We start from the raw sequence: 24,688 nt of genomic DNA on the forward strand, positions 1-24,688 counted from the left end.
ATCACTTCCAGCCCAGAATCAGGTCGTAGAGCACCCACTCGAGGCTCTTGTCGGTCAACCACAGAAAAACTGCCATCACCACGGCGAAGGCAAACACCATTCCGGTCGTCTGCACGGTTTCCTTGCGCGAAGGCCATACGACCTTCTTCGCCTCGGTGATCGCCTCGCGCGCGAATTCGCCAAAACGGCGCCCCGGCTCGGACTGCCACGCGACAGCCGCACCTGCAGCCACGCCGGCAAGCACCGACAGCACGCGCAACACCATCGCCTGCTCGGAAAGCAGATAAAAGCCGACCACGCCGGCTGCGAGCAGGGCGAGAGCCAGCGCGAACTTGATCTTATCGGCCATCTAGATATTGAAAACCCGGAAATGAGTGGCAGGGGCAGAGGGAATCGAACCCCCAACCTTCGGTTTTGGAGACCGACGCTCTGCCAATTGAGCTATACCCCTGCAGCAGAGACTACAAGGCGCCCCGACTCGCAGGACGCCTTCGATCAGGCAATTGCTTCGGTTTTCAGCCGCAATTACTCGATGATCTTGGCGACGACACCGGCACCAACGGTACGACCACCTTCGCGGATCGCGAAGCGCAGACCTTCTTCCATGGCGATCGGGGCCAGCAGCTTGACCGTGATCGACACGTTGTCACCCGGCATGACCATCTCGGTGCCTTCCGGCAGCGCGATCGAACCGGTCACGTCGGTCGTACGGAAGTAGAACTGCGGACGGTAGTTGTTGAAGAACGGGGTATGACGGCCACCCTCTTCCTTCGACAGCACATACACTTCGCCCGTGAAGTGGGTGTGCGGCTTGATCGAGCCCGGCTTGCACAGGACCTGACCACGCTCCACATCTTCACGCTTGGTGCCGCGCAGCAGCACGCCGACGTTGTCGCCCGCCTGGCCCTGATCGAGCAGCTTGCGGAACATTTCGACGCCGGTGCAGATGGTCTTGACCGTGGGCTTGATGCCGACGATTTCGACTTCTTCACCAACCTTGACGATGCCACGCTCGACACGACCCGTGACGACGGTGCCACGACCCGAGATCGAGAACACGTCTTCGATCGGCAGCAGGAAGGGCTTGTCGATCGCGCGCTCCGGGGTCGGGATATAGCTGTCCAGCGCCTCAGCCAGCTTCATGATGGCGCCTTCGCCCAGATCGCCCTTGTCGCCTTCGATCGCCTTGAGCGCGGAGCCCTTGACGATGGGAATGTCGTCACCCGGGAAGTCGTACTTCGACAGCAGCTCGCGCACTTCCATCTCGACGAGCTCGAGCAGCTCCTCGTCGTCGACCATGTCGCACTTGTTCATGAACACGATGATGTACGGCACGCCGACCTGACGGGCAAGCAGGATGTGCTCGCGGGTCTGCGGCATCGGGCCGTCAGCGGCCGACACGACCAGGATCGCGCCGTCCATCTGCGCGGCGCCGGTAATCATGTTCTTGACGTAGTCGGCGTGACCCGGGCAGTCGACGTGGGCGTAGTGACGCGTGGCAGTCTCGTACTCGACGTGCGCCGTGTTGATCGTGATGCCGCGCGCCTTCTCTTCCGGCGCTGCGTCGATCTGGTCGTAGGCCTTCGCCTCGCCGCCGAACTTCGACGACAGGATCGTCGTGATCGCTGCGGTCAGGGTCGTCTTGCCATGGTCAACGTGGCCGATCGTCCCAACGTTTACGTGCGGTTTCGTCCGCTCAAACTTACCCTTAGCCATGCCAGTACCTCTTTGACAGATTCAGAAAACCGGACCGAACAGATCGACCACAACAACACGAAAAACCGTGGTGCCCATGACGTGGATTGAACACGTGGCCTCTCCCTTACCAAGGGAGTGCTCTACCACTGAGCTACATGGGCTCCGTAAAACCTTAGCGCACCAAGCCTGGAGCGGGTGAAGGGAATCGAACCCTCGTCATAAGCTTGGAAGGCTTCTGCTCTACCATTGAGCTACACCCGCATACAACGCAGACGAAACGCTTTACACCCTAACCGACTCGAATTTCGAGCCGGTCGAAAACTTGGTGGAGGGGGAAGGATTCGAACCTTCGAAGGCAGTGCCGTCAGATTTACAGTCTGATCCCTTTGACCGCTCGGGAACCCCTCCAAACGGAGACGCGCACTATAGGGGATCATTTCTTGCGTGTCAAACATCATTTGAACTTTTTTTCAGAGGGCAAGGTTTGGGCGTGCCGGCACGGGTGGCGATGCGGCGACGCGTCGTGCCGCCTGAGATGGAAATGGGGGAAGATGGCGCACATCCTTTTGATGGAGTCGAAGCAATGACGCATCCCGCCCCCGGTTCGCACACGCCGCTACCCGCCAGTTTCATCGAGGCGCTGCACGCCCGTTTCGGGGAGCGCTTTTCGACTGCGGCGGCCGTGCGTGCGCATCACGGGCACGACGAGTCGCACTTCCCGGACATGCTGCCGGACGCCGTGGTGTGGCCGCACACGACCGAGGAGGTCGTGGAGATCGCGCGCGCGTGCCACGCGCATCGCGTACCGGTCGTGCCCTTCGGGGTCGGAAGCTCGCTCGAGGGGCACGTGCTCGCGCTGCATGGCGGACTCAGTGTCGATTTCTCGCAGATGAACCGGGTCTTGGCCGTGCATGGCGACGACATGGATGCGGTGGTGCAGCCCGGCATCACGCGCAAGCAGCTCAACGCGGCGCTGCATGGCACGGGGCTGTTCTTCCCGGTCGACCCCGGCGCCGATGCGAGCCTCGGGGGAATGGCATCGACGCGCGCCTCGGGGACGAATGCGGTGCGTTACGGGACGATGCGCGACAACGTGCTGGCGCTGGAGGTGGTGCTCGCGGACGGGCGCGTGATCCGCACCGGCGGTCGCGCGCGCAAGTCTTCGGCGGGCTACGACCTGACGGCGCTGATGGTCGGCTCGGAGGGCACGCTGGGACTGATCACGGAGCTCACCGTGCGCCTGCATCCGCTGCCGGAGGCGGTGTCGGCGGCGGTGTGCGCGTTCCCGGACGTCGATGATGCGGTGCGCACGGTGATCCAGACGATCCAGCTCGGGGTGCCGGTGGCGCGTATCGAGCTGCTCGACACGCTGACGGTGCAGGCGATCAACCGCTACAGCAAGACGAGCCTGCGCGAGGCGCCGATGCTGTTCTTCGAGTTCCATGGCTCCGCGGCGGGCGTCGAGGAGCAGGCGCAGACGGTGCAGGAGATCGCACGCGAGAACGGCGGCCAGGATTTCGAGTGGGCGACGCGCCCCGAGGACCGCAGCCGGCTGTGGGCGGCGCGCCACGACGTGTATTTCGCGTCGATCAATCTGCGTCCCGGTTGCCGTGGCGTCACCACCGACGTGTGCGTGCCGATTTCGCGGCTTGCCGAGTGCATCGCCGGCGCACGCGAGGACATCGCCGCGAGCGGCCTGATCGCGCCCATCGTCGGGCATGTCGGGGACGGCAACTTCCATACGGTCATCCTGGTCGATCCGGAGAGTCCGGATGAGATCGCGCGCGCGGAGGCGCTCAACCGCAAGGTCGTCGAGCGCGCACTGGCGATGGACGGAACCTGCACGGGCGAGCATGGCATCGGCTTCGGCAAGCAGGACTTCCTCGTCGCCGAGCATGGCGACGCCGCAGTCGGTGCGATGAGGGCACTGAAGCTGTCGCTGGATCCAGACAACCTGATGAATCCGGGCAAGGTCGTGCCCGCGCGCTGAACACCCCATTGCCATGCCCGGCGCGAGCGACTAGGCTGGACCGGTTCGCGGCGACCTGTCCGCGCGGTGTTCCGGAAACGCAGTTCTTGCGCAAGGAGTCGCCATGGCCGTAGCCGATCCCCGCAGCGACGCAGCGACGGTGAGGAACGTCAGCCTCGAGGACAAGTACACGCAGACCTCGGGGCGCGTGTATCTGACGGGTTATCAGGCGCTGGTGCGCCTGCTGATGATCCAGAAGGAACGCGACCGGGCCGCGGGACTGGAGACCGCGGGCTTCGTGTCCGGCTACCGGGGCTCGCCGCTGGGCGGGCTGGACCAGACGCTGTGGAAGGCGAAGGCGCATCTTTCCAGCCACGACATCGTCTTCCAGCCGGGCGTGAACGAGGATCTCGCGGCCACCGCGGTGTGGGGCACGCAGCAGGTAAACCTGTCGCCGCAGGCGAAGTACGACGGCGTGTTCGCGATGTGGTATGGCAAAGGGCCCGGGGTCGATCGCAGCGGAGACGTGTTCCGCCATGCAAATGCGGCCGGCACCTCGCCGCATGGCGGCGTGCTGGTGGTGGCAGGCGACGACCACGCGGCGAAGTCCTCGACGCTGCCGCACCAGACCGACCATTTCTTCAAGGCGGTGATGATGCCGGTGCTGGCGCCCGCCGGGGTGCAGGAGTACGTCGACTTCGGCGTGCACGGCTATGCGCTGTCGCGCTATTCGGGTTGCTGGGTGGCGTTCAAGGCGCTCGCCGACACGGTGGAGACCTCGGCGTCGGTGGATGTCGATCCGCACCGCGTGGCGGTCGCGATCCCCACCGATTTCGCGCTGCCGCCCGACGGACTCAACATCCGCTGGCCGGATCCGCCGCTGGTGCAGGAGAAGCGCCTGCTGCACTACAAGCTGTACGCGGCGCTGGCGTACTGCCGCGCCAACGGGCTCAACCGCATCGTGATCGACTCGCCGGCGCCGCGGCTGGGCATCATCACCTGCGGCAAGTCGTATCTCGACGTGCGCCAGGCCTTCGACGACCTGGGCATCGACGAGGCACTGGCGGCCGAGATCGGCATCCGCCTGTACAAGGTGGGCATGGTGTGGCCCCTGGAGGCGGAGGGGGTGCGGCGCTTCGCGGAGGGACTGGACGAGATCCTCGTCATCGAGGAGAAGCGCCAGCTGCTGGAGTACCAGCTGAAGGAGGAGCTGTACAACTGGCGCGAAGACGTGCGCCCGCGGGTGGTCGGGAAGTTCGACGAGAAGGGCGAGTGGGCGATGATCCCCCAGGAAGGCGGGGGCGTCGATCACGGCGAATGGCTGCTCCCGGCCGCGGGCGAATTGACGCCGGCGATGATCGCGCGGGTGATTGCGGCGCGCGTGGGACGCTTCTTCACGTCGGCGCGGATCGAGGCGCGACTCGCCTTCCTGCAGGAGAAGGAGAAGGCGTTGTCGGAGCGCTTCTTCGCGATCGACCGGGTGCCGACCTTCTGCCCCGGCTGCCCGCACAACACGTCGACGAACGTGCCGGAGGGCAGCCGCGCAGTGGCCGGCATCGGCTGCCACTACATGGCGACGTGGATGCCGGACCGGCGCACGGGCACCTTCACGCAGATGGGGGGCGAAGGCGTGCCGTGGGTCGGGCAGGCGCCGTTCACGCACGAGCCGCACGTGTTCGCCAACCTCGGCGACGGCACTTACTTCCACTCCGGCCTGCTGGCGATCCGCCAGGCGGTCGCGGCGGGCGTGAATATCACCTACAAGATCCTGTTCAACGACGCGGTGGCGATGACCGGCGGACAGCCGCTGGACGGCGGACTTACGGTGCCGAAGATCGTGCGCCAGCTGCAGGCCGAGGGGGTGAGCAACATCGTCGTGGTGACCGACGGCACCGAACGCCATTACGGACCGTCGGACATCCCCCACGTGCCGCTGCGTCACCGCGACGAATTGGACGCCGTGCAGCGCGAGCTGCGCGCCTCTCCGGGGGTCACGGCGCTGATCTACGACCAGACCTGCGCGGCAGAGAAGCGGCGCCGGCGCAAACGTGGCACCTACCCCGATCCGGCACGTCGCGTGTTCATCAACGAGGCGGTATGCGAGGGCTGCGGCGACTGCGGGGTGCAGTCGAACTGCATGGCAGTGGTGCCCGTCGAGACCCCCTTCGGGCGCAAGCGCCAGATCGACCAGTCGGCATGCAACAAGGACTTCTCGTGCCTCAAGGGCTTCTGCCCGAGCTTCATCACGATCGAGGGCGGGCGTTTGCGCAAGGGCAGTGCGCAGGCGACGGACGACACATGGATCGCCGCGCTGCCGCAACCGGAGCTGCCGGGAACGACTGCGCCCTTCGGCATCCTCGTGACCGGCGTGGGCGGCACGGGGGTGGTGACGATCGGCGCGCTGATCGGCATGGGGGCACACATCGACGGCAAGGGGGTGACGGTGCTGGACATGACCGGGCTCGCGCAGAAGGGCGGCTCGGTGTTCAGCCACATCCGCGTCGCGGACCGACCGGAGGACTTGCACGCGGTGCGCATCGCGGCGGGCGAGGCGCAGGCGGTGATCGGCGGCGATCTCGTCGTGACGGCGAGCGTCGAGGCGCTGGCGAAGATGGCGGCCGGGCGCACGCGCGCGATCATCAACACCGCGGAGACGCCGACCTCGGAGTTCGCACGCAATCCCGACTGGAGTTTCCCGATCGAACGCATGGAGCGCGCGATCCGCGAGGCGGTCGGCGACAGCGCCGCGCAACCGGCGGCCGACTTCATCGATGCGCAGCGGATCGCCACGGCACTGATGGGCGATGCCATCGCGACGAACGCCTTCCTGCTCGGCTATGCATGGCAGAAAGGCATGGTGCCCGTCACGTGCGCCGCGCTGCTGCGGGCGATCGAGCTCAACGGGGTCGCCGTCGCGATGAACACGCAGGCCTTCGCGTGGGGGCGCCGCGCCGCGGCCGAGCCGGAAACGGTTGCGCGGGTGCTGGAGCCGGCGCAGGTCGTTCCGATCCGGACGGAGACGCTCGACGGACTGATCGCCGTGCACGAGGAGACGCTCACGGCGTATCAGGATGCGGCTTACGCGGCGCGCTACCGCGGCCTCGTCGAGCGCGTGCGGACCGCCGAGGCGCGCGCGGCCGGCGAGCGCGCACCCCTGCGCCTGACGGAGGCGGTGGCACGCGGCCTCTTCAAGCTGATGGCATACAAGGACGAGTACGAGGTCGCGCGCCTCTACGCCGATCCGACCTTCTGGGCGCGCGTCGAGGCGACCTTCGAGGGGGACTACGAGGTGCGCTTCCATCTCGCCCCGCCGCTGCTCGCACGGCCGGACCCGAACACGGGCAGGCTGCGCAAGAAGGCCTACGGCCCGGGCATGATGAAGGCCTTCCGCTGGCTGGCGCGGCTGCGGCACCTGCGCGGCACGGCGTGGGACATCTTCGGCTACAGCGCCGAGCGCCGTGCCGAGCGGGCGCTGATCGTGCAATACGAGCGCGACGTGCTCGAACTGCTCGAGACACTGTCCTTCCTGCGCCTGCCCGCTGCGGTGGAGATCGCACGGATCCCCGACGAAATCCGCGGATACGGGCATGTGAAGGCGCGCAACATGGAGCTGGCCGCGGCGAGGCGAACCGAACTGCTGGCCGCCTGGCGCGAGCCCACCGGTGCGCGCCAGGCGGCCATCACCGCGGCGGCCTGAGGGGGCGGCACCACGGGGCGCGGTATGATCGGGCTCCCGCGCCATCCCCCACCCCGCCATGCCGCCCGCGCTCAAAGCCCTGTTCGCCCAGCTTGCCGGCTGGGCCTGCGCCATCCTGCTGGCTCGCGCAGGGTGGCTGCCGCCTGGCATCTGGGCCCTCGCCGGCACGCAGGCGCTATGCGCGATGGTCGCTGCGGTGGCGATGCGCAGCGCGCGCTGGTGGCTGCTCATCCATGCTGCGTTCGCGCCGCTGCTGGTCGTTGCCGGGCGGGCGGACATTGCGCCGGCGTGGTATCTGGCGGCGTTCATGCTGCTGCTCCTGGTGTTCTGGACGAGCTTCCGCACGCAGGTGCCGCTCTATCTCTCGAACCACGCGACGATCGGCGCACTGGCGGCGTTGTTGCCGGCCGGACGGCCGGTGCGCGTGCTGGATCTGGGCAGTGGCACGGGTTCGCTGCTGCGCGGGCTGGCACGCCTGCGCCCCGACGGCCGCTTCGACGGCGTGGAAGCCGCACCCGCACCGTGGCTGCTGAGCCGCCTGCTCGGCCGTGCGGCGGACCGGATCTCGGTCCGGCGCGGGGATTTCTTCGCGGAGTCGTGGGCCTCCTATGACGTCGTCTATGCATTCCTTTCGCCGGTCCCGATGGCGCGCGTGTGGAACAAGGCAGCGCAGGAACTCGCACCCGGCGCGCTCGTCGTAAGCAACAGTTTTCCGATTCCCGGCCGTAGACCGGACGAGGTCGTGGAGGTCGGCGACGGGAGGGCGACGCGGCTGTACGTGTATCGCGTGACGGACAGGCGGGCGTCGAAATAGCGGGCGTATCCGGGCGCTTTTTCGCCCCTTGCACGCAAGCTCCCGAACCGATAATGCAATCGTGCGGCGTGGGGGCCGCGAGTGAGGAACACCGGCATGGCTGAAATCATCTGTGTGATCGGTAACAAGGGCGGTACGGGCAAGACCACCCTTTCGCACATGCTGTCGCAGGGGCTGGGCCTGTTGGGCCACCGCGCGGCGTGCGTGCTGACCGACACGTCGCGCGAACCGCTGAGCCCAGCGGGGCGGCGCTACATTACCGCGGACGCGCGCACGCGCGAGGCGCTCACCAAGGTCGTCGACAAGCTGCGCTCACTCGACGGCTGGCTGGGCGTGATCGACGGCGGCGGCAACCGCACGGAGATGGACCGCAAGCTGTACGCGATGTCGGACATCGTCTTGCTGCCCTTCCGCGAGTCGCATGAGGACATTCGCACCGTCGTACGCGACCTGGAGATGTTCCCGCGCGCCTATGCGGTGCCGACGCAGTGGCCGACCAACGCGTGGCAGCGCGAGGCGGTCGATCGCAGCGTCGCGCAGCTGATGGGGGCGTACCGCCACCGCATCCTCAATCCGGTGCTCGCGCTATCGGGCACCAAGCTGCTGCTGCAGAAGCAGATTCCGGAACACCTGCCAACCGCGGTCGCGAACGCGTGCCGCGCGCTGGCGCGACAGGTGCTCGAACTCATGGACATGGAACATGCGGAAACGGCAGCGGACGACATCGACGAGCCGCAACTGAGCGGCCGGCTGTCGGCAGCCGACATGCCGATGCGCCTACAGGCGAACCGGCGCCCCCATTGAGCGGAAATGCTGCTGGCGCGGGCCGGCAGCGCGTCAGAGCCGCGAGCCGTGGCGGGCGATGACGATCAGCGCCTGGGCGCGGCTGCTGACGTTTAGGGCGCGGAAGATCGCCGACATGTGCACCTTGACGGTGCCCTCGGACAGGCCGAGCAGGTCGGCGATTTCGCGATTGGTCTTTCCTTGGGCAAGGAGCTCGAGCACGCGAGTCTGCCCTGCGGTCAAGCCGAAGCGTTCGCTCACGGGAGCACCCGAGCGCTTGGAGGCGGCGTCCGTGGCGATGTCGGGCGCGTAAACACCGCCATCCAGAACGCAACGCACCGCTGCGCGCAGCGTGTCGCCGGAATCGGCCTTGGAGACGAAGCCGGACGCCCCGCCCTTCATTGCACGCCGGATCGACGCCGGGTCGTCGAGCGCGGACACGACGATCGTGGGAACGTCGGGGAAGCGCTTCGCGAGCACCCCCAGCAGCGAGAAACCGTTGAGGTCCGGCAGCATCAGGTCGATGACGGCCAGATCCCAGTCGGCGCCGGCCTCCAGCTTGGCGAGCGCGTCCTCAGAACCCTTCGCCTCCACACACTCGACGCCGGGCTCAAGGCGTGCAAGGGTCTGCGCCATGGCTTCACGGACAAGGGCATGGTCTTCGACAATGAGAATCCGGGTCACAAGGCGCTCCGCTATGCTGCGATCACAAAGGTGTGAGGATAGCACGCGGTGCGTGCCGCAAATGATAGGAGCATTTTCCCCCCTCGTGCGCAAAAATCGGGGAAAATTACCTTGTTATATGCCGGCAACCCCAATTTAGCGCACGCCAAACGGACATCACTCATGGTCATGGCGGACACACGACAACCAGAACCACCCGATGAGCATACGAATTTGGCATCGAGCCAAACTTTGGCAGGCGCCTGTCGCAACATCCGCGGGCACGGGCGCAACCCGTCGTTTACGCGCACCGGCGAGTGAGGCCACGCTCGCCGGACGAGCCCGCTGAAGCGCCGATGTTGCGGTTCAGCGATCGTCTCCTGCGCGCCATGGTGCTCGCGCTTGCGATCCTTGCGGTCTGTTGCGGTCGCGCATTCGCCGGCTCGCGCGTGGTGGTGGTCACGGCCGAACGCAGCGGCGCCCATGAGGAAACCCTCGTCGCGCTGCGCACTGCGTTGGCCCAGGATCTTCCCGATGGCGACGTGGCGGTTTTCGGCCTGCGCGACCTCGAACGCACGGCCCTGGCCGATGCGCGCATCGTCGTCACCATCGGCACGCAGGCGGCAAAGGCGGTGGGGATCCGCAGCCCTTCGGCGCCGGTGCTGCACACGCTGATCCCGCGCGACGCGTTCGACCTCATCCAGTACGGACCACGCGCGGGTCGGTATTCCGCGATTTTTCTCGACCAACCCGTGCACCGGCAGATCGCGCTGCTGAACATTGCCCTTCCGCACAAACCCGCGGTGGCCATGCTCGCGAGCCCCGCCTCGGACGAACTTGCGCGCCGACTGGCTGCGGTGGCGCGGGAACAGCAACTGCGGGCGACTATAGAGAAGATATCCTCTGTCGACGAGATCTACCCTGCGCTGGAACGCCTGCTCGACGAACCCGCCGTCCTGCTGGCCTTGCCCGACGCCACGCTGTTCAACAGCTACACGATCCAGAACGTGCTCCTGACGAGCTATCGCCACCGCGCACCGCTGGTGGGCTTTTCGCCCGCCTATGTCCGCGCGGGAGCGCTGCTGGCGCTGTATTCGACGCCCGCGCAGATCGCCCGCCAGGCGGCCGACGCGGTGCGTCACGTCCTTGAAGGCGGAGGCTTGCCGCCGCCGCAGGCACCGCGCGAGTTCGAGATCGCGACGAATCCCAATGTCGCACGTTCGCTGGCGATCGAACTGGACTCGCCGGAGCGCATCGCCGCCCGCCTGCGCCAGCGCGAAGGCCGCCCGGAGGTGAAGCCGTGATCGACACATGGGGCGTGCGTGCACGGGTGATGCTGGTGGCGGTGCTGCCGATGCTGGTGCTGGCCATCGTGCTGACCGCCTTCTACACGCGTTCGCGCGTCGCGGACCACGAGGAGGCCTACCATGCCCGCGGGCAGGCATTTGCGCGCCAGCTCGCGGCCGCGAGCGAGTACGCGCTGTTCTCGGGCAACCGCGAAACGCTGCACCGACTGGCGTCGGCGATGCTGGCCGAGGACGACGTGACGGGCGTACTGATCGTGGATCGCGGCGGCGAGGCGCTGGCGCGCAGCGGCTACCTGGACAAGTCGCTACCGGTGCTCTCCCAGCTGGCGCCGGCGCGACGCCTGCTCGACACGCCGCAGACGCTGCGCATCATCGAACCGGTCGTTCCGAGCACGCTCGACCTCGACGACGATCTGTCCAGTCAGGCGCCGGGAGCAGGCCCCGCAGCCGCACCACCACCGATGCTGGGCGCGGTGATCGTCGACATGTCGCGCGCGCGCCTCGACGACCGCCAACGCGAACTTCTGCTGACGGGGAGCGTCGTGATCGTGCTGGTGCTCCTGGGCAGCATGATGCTGGCGAACTACATGAGCCGGGGCGTGACCGGCCCGATCCGCCAGGTGGCGGTGACGGTGGAGCGCATCGGCAGGGGGCAGTTCTCCGCTCGCGTTCCGCTCGTGGGCGGCGGCACGCTGCGCACGCTCACCGATGGGGTGAACCAGATGGCTGCCCAGCTCGCCAGCGCTCATGACGACATGAGTCGCCAGATCACGGAGGCGACGGCCGAGCTGCGCGAGAGCAAGGACCAGGCGGAACGCGCAACGCTGTCGAAGTCGCGCTTCCTCGCCGCGGCGAGCCACGACTTGCGCCAACCGATGCACGCCCTGGGGCTCTTCATCGCGGAACTGGCGCAGCATGAGCATGCCCCCGACGTGCGGCGGCTCGTCGAGCGCATCGCCGCCTCGGCCGCGGCGATGGAGAATCTGCTCGACAGCCTGCTGGACATCTCGCGCCTGGACGCGGATGTGGTGCAGCCGAACGTGCGCGCCTTCCCCCTGCAGCCGCTGCTCGATCGCATCGCCGCCGACGAGCGCCCCGGCGCCGACGCCCGCGACCTGGAGTTGAAGGCGCGGCCCACCAATGCGTGGATCAGCAGTGACCCCGTGCTGTTCGAACGCATCCTCAGCAACCTCGTGAGCAACGCCGTGCGCTACACGCGCAAAGGTCGCGTGCTGGTGGCCTGCCGCCGGCGCGGCGACAGACTGCGCATCGAGGTGCGCGACAACGGCGTCGGCATCCCCGAGGAGTCCCACGAGGCGATCTTCCAGGAGTTCGTGCAGCTGCATAACCCCGAGCGCTCGCGCGACAAGGGGCTGGGACTCGGCCTGCCCATCGTGCGGCGTCTGACCGAGTTGCTCCACCATCGCCTGACGCTGCGCTCCAGCCCCGGCCGAGGCTCCGTGTTCGCGGTGGAAGTCCCGCTCGCCAAGCCCGAAGCGCCCCCCGCCGGGGCCGAGACCGAGCGCATGCCCGGCGACCTGGGCGGACTGCACGTAGCGCTGGTGGATGACGATCCGCTGGCACGCGGCAGCATGCAGAGCCTGCTCACGTCCTGGGGCTGCAAGGTCGTGGCGGCGGGCGACGCGGAATCGCTCGTCGACCAGCTGAACCGCGACGGGACCGTCCCGGAACTGATCATCAGCGACTTCCGCCTCGACGGCCGTTTCAACGGTATCGACGTGATCCGCAGCCTGCGCGCATGGAAGGCCGCCGACATCCCGGCGGTGCTGGTGACGGGCGACACGGGGCCGGACACGCTGCGTCAGGCACAGGAGGAAGGGCTGCCCCTGCTGCACAAGCCGGTGCGTCCGGCACGCTTGCGGGCGCTGCTCAACCGGCTGCCCGGACGCGACGACTAGGTTTGCTGCAGTCCGATCGGCGCTCGTCCCGTCCATACGCGGGAGGAGTAATATGAAGACGTATTCATCTGAGGGGAGAGGGGCATGGCGAATGACAACTCGGCGAAGGATCCGCTCGAATTCGTGCGCGGCATGTGGAACAACATGGGTTTCTCCCTGCCCGGCATGATCACGCCGACGCTGGATGTGGGCGAACTGGACAAGCGCATCGCCGACCTCAAGGCGGTCGAGAACTGGCTCAAGATGAACCTCAGCATGCTGCAGATGACCACGCAGGGCCTCGAAGTGCAGCGCGCGGCGATTGCCGCGGTGCAGGCGATGAGCCAGCAGGCGCGCGAGCCGGGCGCTCAGGGACCGGGTGAGGCGCAGACCAATCCGTTCGCTTCGGCCGCGATGTGGCCGTGGGCGGCGATGGCCGGGACCCAGGCTGGCGGTGCGCCGGCGGGCGCGGCAAAGCCCGCCTCGGCCACCACGGGAGGCGATGCGGGCCAGGGTGCGCGCAAGTCCGGCGAAAAGAAATAAACCGCCCCGGGGGCTGGCGCGCAGGCGCGGCCCCCGGACACTGCGCCGCCCGTCACAGTAGGTGCAGCCACAGGGTCAGCGAGGGAACGGCGAGGAGCGTCGTCGCCGAGATCAACCACGCGACGCCGGCACCGTCGCCCCCCATGCGCATCGCGAGAATGTAGGCGGAGCTCGCGCTCGGCAGTGCCGCGAACAGCACCAGCATGTCGAAGGCGACGCCTTCGACCCCCAGCGCACGACCGATCTGCCAGGCCACCGCGGGCAGGAACAGCAGTTTCACCGCGACGATCCATGCGGAGCCGGTCCAGCGCCCACCCACCATCTCCCAGCGCAATGCGGCACCGACCGCGAGCAGCCCCAGCGCCACCGCGGCATCGCCGAGGCGCTTGAGGAAGGACGTCAGCGGGGCGGGCAGGTCGAAGCCGGCGAGGTTGAACAGCAGGCCAGCGAGGGTCGCGAGGACCAGCGGGTTGCGCGACAGTTCGCGCAGCAGGCTGCCCTGGCCGTGGCGCGCGAGCATGCCGACCGCCATCACGTTGGCGAAAGGCACCATCGCACCGCACAGGCCGCCCATCAGTGCGATGCCCGCGGCGCCGTGCAGCTTGCCGGCGATCGCGATGCCGATGTAGGTGTTGAAGCGATAGGCGCATTGCAGGCGCGACGCGAAGCCCATTGCATCGAGCCCCATCAGGCCGCGCCCGAGCCAGCCGAGGACGAAGCCGGCGAACATCGTGCCGAGCCCCGCGAGGAACAGGGGCAGCGCGCGGCCCGGGTCGATGTCCGCGGTGGCGAGCGCGTTGAACAGCAGCGCGGGGAAGAGCACGAAGTAGACCAGCTTCTCGACGCCGCTCCAGAAGGCGTCGCCGTCGACGAGGTGGCGGCGCAGCACGGCGCCGAGAAGGATCAGCGAAAAGTCGGGGAGCAGCAGGAGCAGGCTTTGCATCGGCGAAGCTTAACCTGCCCCGGACGCCGTCGCGACTGCGGTTTCTACCCCCTTGCCGACAACGCTCAGATGACGCCGGCAGCGCGCAGGCGCGCGATCTCCGCGGCGTCGAGGCCGAGCGACTCGAGCACGGCATCGCTATCCGCGCCGGCCTGCGGCGCCGGCGCAAACGGCCCGGGCTCGAAACCGGACAGGCGCACGGGCGGACCGAACTGGCGCACGCCGTCGACTTCGGTGACCATGCCCCGCGCGCGCAGTTGCGGGTTCTCGAGGCTTTCCTCTAGACGCAGGATGGGCGTCACGCAGCAGTCCACGCCGTCGAAGAGCGCCGTCCATTCGGCCTGGGTGCGGCTGCGGAAGATCGCCGCGACCTCGCCACGGGCGCGGGCGCCCTCTTCGCCCGTCGCAAGGTGCGCGGCCTTGAGGTCCGGCCGGCCAAGGGTGTCGCACACGAGGTGCCAGAACTTCTCCTCCAGCGATCCGACCGCCATGTGGCGTCCGTCCGCGGTTTCATACACGCCGTAGCACGGCACGCCGCCGGTAAGGAGATCCTCGCCGCGCGGCTGCACGGTGCCGTGCGCGAGCACTTCGGCGAGCGGGAAGATCGCGTGCGCCAGCGCTGCGTCGGTCATGGCGACGTCGACATGCCGCCCCTGCCCGCTGGCGCGTGCGTCGAGCACCGCGACGAGCAGGCCGAACAGCGCGGACATCGTGCCGCCGAGGAGGTCGCCGATCTGCAGGTTGGAAAGCGCCGGCGCGCCGCCCGCGGTGCCGATCTGGTCGAGCACGCCGGCGTAGCCGATGTAGTTGATGTCGTGCCCGGCGCGCAGCGCGTAGGGGCCGGTCTGGCCGTAGCCGGAGATGCTGCACACGACGATCTTCGGCTTGCGCTCGGCGAGCGCGTCGTAGCCGAGGCCCAGCTTGTCCATCACGCCCGGGCGGAAGCCCTCGACGACGACGTCCGCGGTATCGAGGAGGCGCAGGAACAGCTCGCGGCCTTCGGCCCGCTTGAGGTCGAGGCGCACGCTCTTCTTGCCGCGGTTGCACACCTGGTAGAAGAAACTGGTGTCGCCGTTCATCGCGCCCATGGTGCGCGCATAGTCGCCGGCGCCTGTATCCTCGACCTTGATGACCTCGGCGCCGTAGTCGGCGAGGTGCTGGGTCGCGAGCGGGCCGGGCAGCAGGCGCGTGAGGTCGAGGACGCGCAGGTTCGCGAGGGGCTTCTGTCTCATGCTGTCGGTAGCGGTTCGGGAAAGCCTGGCATTTTACCGCCGTGCCACGGCGGACGCCGTAGTGACGGGATACGCCTCCGGCTCCTCCCGCCCTGCGGGAGGTGGCCGGGACGCTTACTCGTACTTGCGCACGTCGTCGATGACCTTGCCGTCGTTGGCGAGGCTGCCGGGCGCGCAGAAGCTCACGTCGCCGCGCAGCTTCGTGAGCTCGCGGATGCTCGCGGCGATCGCGTCGGCGAGCGCCTCGCCGGGCTGTATCGCCTCGCAGTGCAGGGTCATGCGGTCGTTGAGGTCCGGGTTATCGACGACGAGGCGCGCGCGCACGATCTCGGGGTGGCGCTTCGCGACCGCCGCGATCTGGCCGGGATGCACGAACATGCCCTTGACCTTGGTGGTCTGGTCGGCGCGCCCCATCCAGCCCCTGATGCGCACGTTGGTGCGCCCGCAGGGCGAGGCGCCGGGCATCACCGCCGAGAGGTCGCCGGTGCCGAAGCGGATCAGCGGGTAGTCCGGATTGAAGGTCGTGACGACGACCTCGCCGACCTCGCCGGGCGCCACCGGGTCGCCGGTGCCGGGGCGCACGATCTCGAGGATGACGTCCTCGTCGAGCACCATGCCCTCGCGGGCGGGCGTCTCGTAGGCAATGAGGCCGATGTCGGCGGTCGCGTAGGCCTGGCAGGCGGCGATGCCGCGCGCCGCAAACGCATCGCGCAAGGCCGGCGGGAAGGCTTCGCCGGAGACGAAGGCCTTGGTGAAGCTGTGCGCGACGCCCAACTCCTCGGCCTTGTCGAGGATGATGCGCAGGAAAGACGGCGTGCCGACATAGGCGTTGGGCTTCAGGTCGGCGACCGCGGCGACCTGCTGCTCGGTCTGGCCCACGCCGGCGGGGAAGACGGTGCAGCCCAGCGCGTGCGCGGCGGTCTCCATCATCGAACCGGCCGGGGTGAAGTGGTAGGAGAAGGTGTTGTGCACGAGATCGCCCGCGCGGAAGCCGGCGGCGTGGAAGGCGCGGGCGAGGCGGTAGTAGTCGGGGCGAGCGCTTTCGGGCTCGTACAGCGGGCCGGGCGACGCGAACACCCGGCGGCAATCGGCGCCCCAGCGCGTCGCGGCAAAGCCGCCGAAGGGGCGCGCGGCCTTCTGGCGTTCGAGCAGCTCCGACTTGCGCGTGACCGGCAGGCGGGCGAGCGCTTCGCGGCTCGTGATCGTGCCCGGATCGACGCCGTCCAGCAGCCCCGCAAAGGCCGGCGCGTTCGCCTTCGCATGGGCGATCTGGGCCGGCAGGCGGGCCATCAGCTCCCGCTCGCGCTCGGCGGGGTCACGGGTTTCTCTGGCGTCGTAGTAGTTCATCTCAAGATTCCTGCACGCGCCGGACGACTATTGCGCCGGCAGCCAAATACCGATGGGTTTGCCGTCAAAGCCCCGCTGAACCCGGCCCTTCGACGGGCTCAGGGCGAACGGACGCATCCGACTCCCGCCTTGCGAATTTCGTCCGCACGAAGCGCCGTCCGCTCCCGAAGCCCGACGACGGGCAAGCGTGGCGCGAGGGTGCGCCCAGTGCTGCTGCACACGAGCGCCCGAGCAACGCGACATCGCGCCGCGATCTCCCGCCGTCACGAGAGCCAGCGCTTGCGGCGGCGGTAATGCTTCACGTCGCGGAAGCTCTTCCTCCCCTCGCCCGCCAGGCCGAGGTAAAACTCCTTGACGTCCTCGTTGGTGGCGAGCTCTTTCGCATCGCCTTCCATGACGATGCGGCCGTTCTCCATGATGTAGCCGAAGTCCGCGTAGCGCAGCGCGACCATGGTGTTCTGCTCGGCCAGCAGGAAGCTCACCTGTTCCTTGGTGTTGAGGTCCTTCACGATCTCGAAGATCTCCTCGACGATCTGTGGCGCAAGGCCCATCGACGGCTCGTCGAGGAGGATCATCTCGGGTTTGGCCATGAGCGCGCGGCCGATCGCGCACATCTGCTGCTCGCCGCCCGAGGTGTAGCCGGCCTGCGAGCTGCGCCGCTGCTTGAGGCGCGGGAAGTAGTGGTAGACCTTCTCGAGGTTGTCCTTCAGCTCGGCGCGCGAGATCGAGCGCGTGTAGGCGCCGGTCAGCAGGTTCTCCTCGATGCTCAGGTGCCCGAAGCAGTGGCGGCCTTCCATCACCTGGATCACGCCGCGCTTGACGAGATCGTTGGGGGTCATCTGGTCGATGCGCGCGCCCTTGAACTCGATGCTGCCTTTCGTGACGTCGCCGCGCTCGGCGCGCAGCAGGTTGGAGATCGACTTGAGCGTCGTCGATTTGCCGGCGCCGTTGGCGCCGAGCAGGGCGACGATCTTGCCCTTGGGCACTTGGAGCGACACGCCCTTGAGCACGAGGATCACGTGGTCGTAGATGACCTCGACGTTGTTGATGCTGAGGTAGGGGGCCGCGGCGCTCGCGGCAGTGTGAGTGGCTGTATTCATCGTGCGTCTTCGCCTTCCTGTCTCCGTCGGGATTCCCCGGCAAGCCTGGCGGGGCCGCGCGGCGCGCGGCCCCGGTCGCGGCTTACATCTCCTTCGAGCAGTCACGCGGGGTGATGCCCTTCTCCTTCGCGTAGGCCGCGGCAGACTCCTCGATCATCGGGCGCACCACCGTCTGGTCGCCGCTGATCCAGTCGCTGACGACGGTCCACTTGGCGCCGTCCCACTGCTGGAACTTCACCTTGCCGGCGCCTTCGTGGTCGGCGCAGGTGATCTTCAGGTCGGGCATGAAGCCGGCGGCGCCCAGCGCGGCGAGGCGCTTGTCGTCGATGTCGAGGTTCTCGAAGCCCCAGCGCACCTGCTCGCCGGTCAGCGCCTTGCCCTTGCCGTACTTCTCCTGCGCCTTGCGGATCGCCTCGACGGTGATGATCCCGTGCACCACGCCGCGGTTGTAGAGCACGGAACCGACGCGGCCCTTGTCTTCCATGTTGCCCTTGCTCTTGCCGTAGACGTGCTTCTGGATGTCCTGGACGACGGGGTAGTTGGCACCTGCGACGTTGAAGCCGGCAGCGGTGTAACCCTTGGCGGCGTCGCCGGCCGGTACGGTGTCCTCCTCGGAGCCGGACCACCACACGCCGATGACCTTCTCGCGCGGATAACCGGTCTTCTGCGCGGTGCGCAGCGCGGTGGCGTTCATGACGCCCCAGCCCCACAGGATCACGTAGTCGGGCTTGGCCTGGCGGATCTGCAGCCACTGCGCCTGCTGTTCGTTGCCCGGGCTGGCGACGGCGATCTTCTCCACCGTGAAGCCGTGCTTGGACGCGAGCTTGTCGAGGATGGCGTGCGATTCCTTGCCGTAGGCCGAATCGTGGTACAGCAGGCCGATCTTCTTGCCCTTCAGCTTATCGACGCCGCCTTCCTTCGAGCCGATGTAGTTGATGATCGCCGAGGCCTGCGTCCAGTAGGTCGAGATCATCGGGAAGACCCACGGGAAGACCCGTCCGTCGGCCGCGTCGGTGCGGCCGTAGCCGATCGTCACCATCGGAATCTTGTCCTGCGCGACCTTCTCCAGCACCGAGTAGGTGATGCCGGTCGACAGCGGCTGGAACACGGTGTTGCCGGTCGCGCCCTTGCCCTTCAGGCGCTCGTAGCATTCCACGCCGCGCGCGTTGTTGTATTCGGTCTCGCACTCTTCCCAGCTCAGCTTTACGCCGTTAATGCCGCCGTCGCGCTCGTTGATCATCGCCATGTAGTCGATCCAGCCGCCGTACAGCGATGCGCCGTTGGAGCCGAAGGGGCCGACGCGGTAGCTCGGCAGGCCGATGAACTGCTCGGAGGCCGCGGCGGCGTAGCCGCTGGTCAGAAGGCCGGCGACGGCGGCGGCGACGAGTGCGGTTTTCTTCAGTTTCATGGTGTCTCCTCTCTTGTATGTGTTGATGCAGCTACCACTTTGACGCGTGCCGGCCTCCCCCGCCGGCAACGGATGTTCCAGGGCTGTCAGTGCGGGAAGGGCCACAGGCGCAGCTTTTCCTTGCCGATCTGCCACAGGCGCGCGAGCCCGTGCGGTTCGACGATGAGGAAGAAGATGATGAGTCCGCCGAAGATGATCAGTTCGAGGTTCGACGCGAGGCCCGCCGGCATCGTCCCGGCGAACAGCGCGTGCATGGCGACGTTCAGGAAGATCGGCAGCAGCACGATGAAGGCCGCGCCGAGGAAGGACCCCATGATCGACGCAACCCCGCCGATGATGATCATGAACAGGATGCGGAACGAGAGGTCCAGGCTGAAGCCTTCCGGCTCGACCGTGCCGAGGTAGGTGTAGGCGTAGAGCGCGCCCGCGACGCCGCAGTAGAAGGACGACACCGCGAAGGCGGAGAGCTTGGCGCGCATCGGCCGGATGCCGATGACCTCGGCAGCGACGTCCATGTCGCGCACCGCCATCCACGAGCGCCCGGTCGTCGTGCGCACGAGGTTCTTCGCGAGCAGCGCGAACACGGCGACGACGGCCAGCGTCAGCAGGTACTTGGACACCGGCGTGTCGAACGCGAAGCCGAGGATCTCGACCTTCTGCGCGCTGATCACGCCGGAGGTCGAGTTGTTCGAGAACCACGGGAACTTCACCAGCGCCCACACGATGAAGAACTGCGCCGCGAGCGTCGCCACCGCGAGATAGAAGCCCTTGATGCGCAGGCTGGGCAGCCCGAACGCGATCCCCACCAGGGCCGCGCACAGGCCGCCGAGGATCAGCGCGGCGATGAAGGGCATGCCGTCGATGCGCAGCATGAAGTTGTACGCGCCGAAGGCCCCGACCGCCATGAAGGCGGCCGAGCCGAGCGAGAGCTGGCCGGCGTAGCCGGTGAGGATGTTGAGTCCGATCGCGGCCAGCGAGAAGATCAGCACAGGGATCAGGATCGCTTGCAGCCAATATTCGCTCGCGATCATGGGCACGACGAGGGAGAAGAAGGCGAGGATGGCGATGAACCCGATCTTGTCCTGGCGGATCGGGAAGATCTGCTGATCCTCGATGTAACTGGCCTTGAACTGGCCGGCTTCCCGGTAAAGCATGCGTTGTCTCCAATCTTGTTGGTCGTCCCCTGCCCGCCTCGGGCGGGAGCGGGGGCGTCAGGCCAATGCGGGGCGGCTCAGACCCGGTCGATGTGGCGTTCGCCGAACAGGCCCTCGGGGCGGACGAGCAGGAAGGCCAGCGCCAGCATGTAGGGGAACCAACCCTCGATGCCGCCGCCGACGAAGGGGCCGATATAGACCTCCGCGAGTTTCTCGGAGGCGCCGATGATCAGGCCGCCGACGATCGCGCCGGGCACCGAAGTGAAGCCGCCCAGGATCAGCACCGGCAGGGCCTTCAGCGCCGTGAAGGTGAGCGCGAACTGCACGCCGCTACGGGCGCCCCAGATCAGGCCCGCGACCAGCGCGACGAAGCCCGCGACCGCCCACACGATGGCCCAGATCTGCTGCAACGGGATGCCGATCGACAGCGCGGCCTGGTGGTCGTCGGCGACCGCACGCAGCGCGCGGCCGACCTTGGTGTATTGGAAGAACAGCGCCAGCGAGGCGACCAGCACGCCGGCCAGGGCTGCCGCGAACAGGTCGAACTTCGACACCAGCATGTTCGCGCTGTCCATGATCCATTCGACCGGCTCGTCGGCGATGCCCAGCGACAGGCCGCGCACGTTGGCGCCCCAGATGCCCTGCGCGATGCCCTCGACGAGGAAGGTCAGGCCGATCGTGGCCATGAAGAGCGTGATGTGCGGCTGGTTCACCAGCGGGCGCAGCACGATCTTCTCGGTCAGGATGCCGAGCACGATCATCGCGCCCAGCGCCAGCACGAAGGCCATCCAGAACACCAGCGCGCCTTCCGGGTCGAGCCCGGTGAGGCCCGGCAGCAGCTCGCGGAAGCCGACGAAGGTCAGCGCGGCGAAGAACACCATCGCCCCCTGCGCGAAGTTGAACACGCCCGAGGCCTTGTAGATCAGCACGAAGCCCAGTGCCACCAGGACGTACAGCACCCCCGACAGCAGGCCACCGATCAGCACTTCGAAAAAGAACTGCATCCTTGTCTCCCGATTCCTTTCTGGTGTGCGCTCAGTGCGACGTGCCGAGGTAGGCGGCGATCACTTCGGGGTTGTTCTTCACCTCGTCGGGTGCCCCGTCGCCGATCTTCTTGCCGTAGTCGAGCACCACGACGCGGTCGGAGATGTCCATCACGACCCCCATGTCATGCTCGATGAGCACGATGGTCGTGCCGAACTGGTCGTTCACGTCGAGAATGAAGCGGCACATGTCCTGCTTTTCCTCGACGTTCATGCCCGCCATCGGCTCGTCAAGGAGCAGCAGGCTGGGTTCGGCGGCGAGCGCGCGCCCGAGTTCGACGCGCTTCTGCAGGCCGTAGGGCAGCCGTCCGACCGGGGTCTTGCGGATGCTCTGGATCTCGAGGAAATCGATCACTTCCTCGACCTTCTTGCGATGCTCGATCTCCTCCTTCTGCGCGGGGCCCCAGAACATCGCGTGCGCGAGCAGGCCGCACTTCATCTTCAGGTTGCGCCCGGTCATGATGTTGTCGAGCACGCTCATGCCCTTGAACAGCGCGATGTTCTGGAAGGTGCGCGCGATGCCCTGCGCCGCCGCGACGTGCGGCTCCATCTTGCGGCGCTCCTCGCCGCGGAACAGGATGCGGCCTTCCTGCGGGTGATAGACACCGTTGATCACGTTCAGCATCGAGCTCTTGCCGGCGCCGTTGGGACCGATGATCGAGCGGATCTCGTGCTCGCGCACGTCGAAGCTGATGTTGGTCAGCGCCTTCACGCCGCCGAAGGACAGCGAGATGTTCTGCAGATCGAGCACCACGTCGCCGATGCGTCGGGTCTGTTCCTGCACCGCTTCCTGCGGCATGTCGTTCATCATCATCGCCTCCCCCCTCATGCCGCCAGCTTCGCCGCCTGCGGCGCGAAGGTCTTCACTTCCTCGATGCGCAGATCGGCGCTGATGCGCCCCTCGCGCCCGTCCTCGTACTTCACGACGGTCTCGATGTGCTGCGTCTGCTTGCCCTCGAAGAGCGCGTCGATCAGCACCGCGTAGCGTTCGGCGATGAAGTTGCGGCGCACCTTGCGCGTGCGCGTGAGCTCGCCGTCGTCGGCATCGAGCTCCTTGTGCAGGATCAGGAAGCGCCGGATCTGCGAGCCGCTCATCTGCGCGTCGTTGGCGAGGTCGGCATTCACCTTCTCCACGCAATCGCGGATGAGCTCATACACGACGCCTTGTGACGCGAGGTCGGTGTAGCCCGAGTAGGCCAGGCCGCGCCGCTCGGCCCAGTTGCCCACGGCCTCCAGGTCGATGTTGATGAAGGCGGTGACGCAGTCGCGACCGCTGCCGAAGGTGACGGCTTCCTTCACGTGCTGGAAGAACTTGAGCTTGTTCTCGATGTAGTTGGGCGCGAACATCGAGCCGTCCGCCAGCTTGCCGACGTCCTTGGCGCGGTCGATGATCTTGAGGTGACCGTCCTCGTCGAAGTAGCCCGCGTCGCCGGTCATGAAGTAGCCCTCGGCGTTGATCGACTCGGCGGTCGCGTCCGGGCGCTTGTAGTAGGCCTTCAGCAGCATCGGCCCCTTCACCAGGATCTCGCCGTTGTCGGCGAGCTTCACGTCGACGAAGGGTGCGGGCTTGCCGACCGAATCGAGCTTGATCTGGCCGTCGGGCTGCAGGCACACGTAGGCGCAGGTCTCGGTCTGGCCATAGAGCTGCTTGAGATTCACCCCGATCGAGCGATAGAAACGGAACAGGTCCGGTCCGATCGCGGCGCCCGCGGTGTAGGCCACGCGGATGCGGCTCATGCCCAGCACGTTCTTCAGCGGGCCGTAGATCAACAGGTTGCCGAGCGCATACTGCAGGCGGTCGCCGGCGGACACCGGCTTGCCGTCGAGGATGTCGGCGCCGCAGCGCCGCGCGACGTCCATGAAGTGCGCGAAGAGCCTGCGCTTGATGACACTCGCATCCTCCATGCGGATCATGACCTGCGTGAGCAGGTTCTCGAACACGCGCGGCGGCGCGAAGTAGTAGGTCGGACCGATCTCGCGCAGGTCCGTCATCACGGTGTCGCCGGATTCCGGGCAGTTGATCGTGAAGCCTGCGACCATCGCCTGCGCGAAGGAGAACAGGTGGTCGCCCACCCAGGCCATCGGCAGGTAGGACAGGATGTCCTCCTGATCGCTCAGCTTATCGAAGCCCATCCCGCCGGTCGCCGCGGCGATGAAGGCCGCATGTGTCTGGCAAACGCCCTTGGGCTTGCCGGTCGTGCCGGACGTGTACAGCATCACCGAGATGTCGTCCGTCGCTCCCTTGTCGATCTCCCCGTCGAGAAAATCGGTGTGGTTGCGGTCATGGATGCTGCCCATCTCCTGCAGCTCGTCCAGACCCTTGAGCATCGGCTGGCTGTAATGGCGCAGACCGCGCGGGTCGTCGTAGATCACGTGCTCGAGGAAGGGCACCTCGGGATGGATCTCGAGCATCTTGTCGACCTGCTCCTGGTCCTCGACCACGGCGAAGCGGATCTCGGCGTCCTGCAGCACATAGGCCATTTCCGGCGCCACGGCGTCCTGGTAGAGCATCACCGGGATGCCGCCCAGACACTGGCACGCGGCCACCGACCAGTACAGGCGCGGACGGTTGTCGCCGATGATCGCCAGCCGGTCCCCGCGCTTGAAGCCCAGTTCCGCCAACCCGCAGGCGATGGCGCGCACGTTGCGCGCGACTTCGGCCCACGTGTAGGTCTGCCAGATGCCGAACTCCTTTTCGCGCATCGCGGGCCGATTGGGTCGCACGGTTGCATGGTTCATCAGCAGCCGCGGAAAGGTGTCCAGGGCGGCCGGGTGCTCGGCCTGCCCGTTTCTGTCGGACATACCACCTCCTCCTTTGGTTTTCATTCTTCGTCTCCACCCGGCCAGGTCTTGTTATCGGGTCCGGGGTCCGGCGCAGTCGTGTGCGCCGCAGCGTCGGGGGCAGCATCGTGGCTGCCGGTCGCGCTTTTGTATGCGTGCAGTCTCGCAAGCCATGTTTGCGCAACTGTTTGTGGAATGTAGTGAATCGTAACAACCGGACGACCACCTGAGAGGGGGCACGATAAATCCCGGGGGAAGGTGAAGCGGTCGGTGCCAACCAGGCAGATCCCGAGCGACCGAGAATTGAC

General features: G+C 67.2%; 20 protein-coding genes and 4 tRNA genes. 7 read left to right on the forward strand and 17 right to left on the reverse strand.

Translation table 11 applies throughout. The annotated features are described in order from the left end of the window. Nucleotide 1 precedes the first annotated feature (1 nt). From secE to GO615_RS09340, 6 genes are all read right to left on the reverse strand, one after another. Entirely contained in the window at nucleotides 2–349 is a 348-nt protein-coding gene (gene secE / locus GO615_RS09315) for a preprotein translocase subunit SecE (protein ID WP_169127222.1), read from the reverse strand. Between the two features lie 26 nt (nucleotides 350–375). Continuing rightward, nucleotides 376–451: transfer RNA gene (locus GO615_RS09320), tRNA-Trp, on the reverse strand. 74 nt (nucleotides 452–525) lie between these two features. Next, nucleotides 526–1,716 (reverse strand): elongation factor Tu, encoded by a 1,191-nt coding sequence (gene tuf / locus GO615_RS09325; protein ID WP_169127224.1) that lies wholly within the window; start codon nucleotides 1,714–1,716, stop codon nucleotides 526–528. A gap of 68 nt (nucleotides 1,717–1,784) precedes the next feature. After that, a tRNA-Thr gene (locus tag GO615_RS09330) sits at nucleotides 1,785–1,859 on the reverse strand. A gap of 26 nt (nucleotides 1,860–1,885) precedes the next feature. Beyond that, a tRNA-Gly gene (locus GO615_RS09335) sits at nucleotides 1,886–1,959 on the reverse strand. Nucleotides 1,960–2,021: 62 nt separating this feature from the next. After that, nucleotides 2,022–2,106, reverse strand: a tRNA-Tyr gene (locus GO615_RS09340). 175 nt (nucleotides 2,107–2,281) lie between these two features. Here GO615_RS09340 and GO615_RS09345 point away from each other — a divergent pair. From GO615_RS09345 to GO615_RS09360, 4 genes are all read left to right on the forward strand, one after another. After that, nucleotides 2,282–3,688, forward strand: a complete 1,407-nt coding sequence (locus tag GO615_RS09345; RefSeq protein WP_169127226.1) for an FAD-binding oxidoreductase — start codon at nucleotides 2,282–2,284, stop codon at nucleotides 3,686–3,688. Between the two features lie 103 nt (nucleotides 3,689–3,791). Then, nucleotides 3,792–7,364, forward strand: coding sequence for an indolepyruvate ferredoxin oxidoreductase family protein (locus GO615_RS09350; protein ID WP_169127228.1), 3,573 nt, complete (start codon nucleotides 3,792–3,794; stop codon nucleotides 7,362–7,364). Nucleotides 7,365–7,422: 58 nt separating this feature from the next. Continuing rightward, nucleotides 7,423–8,178 (forward strand): class I SAM-dependent methyltransferase, encoded by a 756-nt coding sequence (locus GO615_RS09355; RefSeq protein WP_169127252.1) that lies wholly within the window; start codon nucleotides 7,423–7,425, stop codon nucleotides 8,176–8,178. 96 nt (nucleotides 8,179–8,274) lie between these two features. Beyond that, nucleotides 8,275–8,982 (forward strand): P-loop NTPase family protein, encoded by a 708-nt coding sequence (locus GO615_RS09360; RefSeq protein WP_169127254.1) that lies wholly within the window; start codon nucleotides 8,275–8,277, stop codon nucleotides 8,980–8,982. A gap of 33 nt (nucleotides 8,983–9,015) precedes the next feature. Here GO615_RS09360 and GO615_RS09365 read toward each other — a convergent pair whose 3' ends face one another. Continuing rightward, on the reverse strand, nucleotides 9,016–9,645 hold the full coding sequence (locus GO615_RS09365) for a response regulator (protein WP_169127256.1): 630 nt from the start codon (nucleotides 9,643–9,645) through the stop codon (nucleotides 9,016–9,018). A gap of 335 nt (nucleotides 9,646–9,980) precedes the next feature. Between GO615_RS09365 and GO615_RS09370 the strand changes: the two genes are divergently transcribed. From GO615_RS09370 to GO615_RS09380, 3 genes are all read left to right on the forward strand, one after another. Continuing rightward, complete coding sequence (locus GO615_RS09370; RefSeq protein WP_169127258.1) at nucleotides 9,981–10,928, forward strand: ABC transporter substrate-binding protein; 948 nt, start codon at nucleotides 9,981–9,983, stop codon at nucleotides 10,926–10,928. Beyond that, entirely contained in the window at nucleotides 10,925–12,850 is a 1,926-nt protein-coding gene (locus tag GO615_RS09375; protein ID WP_169127260.1) for an ATP-binding protein, read from the forward strand. Before GO615_RS09370 ends, GO615_RS09375 begins: the two co-directional genes overlap by 4 nt. Nucleotides 12,851–12,934: 84 nt before the next feature. Continuing rightward, complete coding sequence (locus GO615_RS09380) at nucleotides 12,935–13,372, forward strand: PhaM family polyhydroxyalkanoate granule multifunctional regulatory protein (protein ID WP_169127262.1); 438 nt, start codon at nucleotides 12,935–12,937, stop codon at nucleotides 13,370–13,372. 52 nt (nucleotides 13,373–13,424) lie between these two features. On the opposite strand, the gene GO615_RS09385 is transcribed toward GO615_RS09380, so the two are convergent. The 10 genes from GO615_RS09385 to GO615_RS28615 form a co-directional block, all read right to left on the reverse strand. Beyond that, nucleotides 13,425–14,315 (reverse strand): AEC family transporter, encoded by an 891-nt coding sequence (locus GO615_RS09385; protein WP_169127264.1) that lies wholly within the window; start codon nucleotides 14,313–14,315, stop codon nucleotides 13,425–13,427. A 65-nt stretch (nucleotides 14,316–14,380) separates the two neighbouring features. Continuing rightward, entirely contained in the window at nucleotides 14,381–15,547 is a 1,167-nt protein-coding gene (locus tag GO615_RS09390; RefSeq protein WP_169127266.1) for a CaiB/BaiF CoA transferase family protein, read from the reverse strand. A gap of 114 nt (nucleotides 15,548–15,661) precedes the next feature. Next, the gene (locus GO615_RS09395; RefSeq protein ID WP_169127268.1) at nucleotides 15,662–16,894 is read right to left on the reverse strand and encodes a phenylacetate--CoA ligase family protein; all 1,233 of its coding nucleotides are present in this window, start codon (nucleotides 16,892–16,894) and stop codon (nucleotides 15,662–15,664) included. 263 nt (nucleotides 16,895–17,157) lie between these two features. Next, a complete protein-coding gene (locus GO615_RS09400) occupies nucleotides 17,158–17,994 on the reverse strand; it encodes an ABC transporter ATP-binding protein (RefSeq protein WP_169127270.1) in 837 nt (278 codons plus the stop codon). Nucleotides 17,995–18,076: 82 nt separating this feature from the next. Continuing rightward, a complete protein-coding gene (locus GO615_RS09405) occupies nucleotides 18,077–19,402 on the reverse strand; it encodes an ABC transporter substrate-binding protein (RefSeq protein ID WP_169127272.1) in 1,326 nt (441 codons plus the stop codon). An 86-nt stretch (nucleotides 19,403–19,488) separates the two neighbouring features. Next, nucleotides 19,489–20,556, reverse strand: a complete 1,068-nt coding sequence (locus tag GO615_RS09410) for a branched-chain amino acid ABC transporter permease (protein WP_169127274.1) — start codon at nucleotides 20,554–20,556, stop codon at nucleotides 19,489–19,491. A gap of 77 nt (nucleotides 20,557–20,633) precedes the next feature. Further along, on the reverse strand, nucleotides 20,634–21,560 hold the full coding sequence (locus GO615_RS09415; RefSeq protein ID WP_169127276.1) for a branched-chain amino acid ABC transporter permease: 927 nt from the start codon (nucleotides 21,558–21,560) through the stop codon (nucleotides 20,634–20,636). Nucleotides 21,561–21,591: 31 nt separating this feature from the next. Beyond that, nucleotides 21,592–22,413, reverse strand: coding sequence for an ABC transporter ATP-binding protein (locus GO615_RS09420; protein WP_169127278.1), 822 nt, complete (start codon nucleotides 22,411–22,413; stop codon nucleotides 21,592–21,594). 11 nt (nucleotides 22,414–22,424) lie between these two features. Continuing rightward, the gene (locus GO615_RS09425) at nucleotides 22,425–24,401 is read right to left on the reverse strand and encodes an AMP-dependent synthetase/ligase (RefSeq protein ID WP_169127280.1); all 1,977 of its coding nucleotides are present in this window, start codon (nucleotides 24,399–24,401) and stop codon (nucleotides 22,425–22,427) included. 20 nt (nucleotides 24,402–24,421) lie between these two features. Continuing rightward, nucleotides 24,422–24,688: hypothetical protein (locus GO615_RS28615; RefSeq protein ID WP_211167016.1), on the reverse strand; the 267-nt coding region annotated here is incomplete at its 5' end.

It is taken from the genome of Aromatoleum evansii (assembly GCF_012910805.1).
GTDB classification, from domain to species: domain Bacteria; phylum Pseudomonadota; class Gammaproteobacteria; order Burkholderiales; family Rhodocyclaceae; genus Aromatoleum; species Aromatoleum evansii.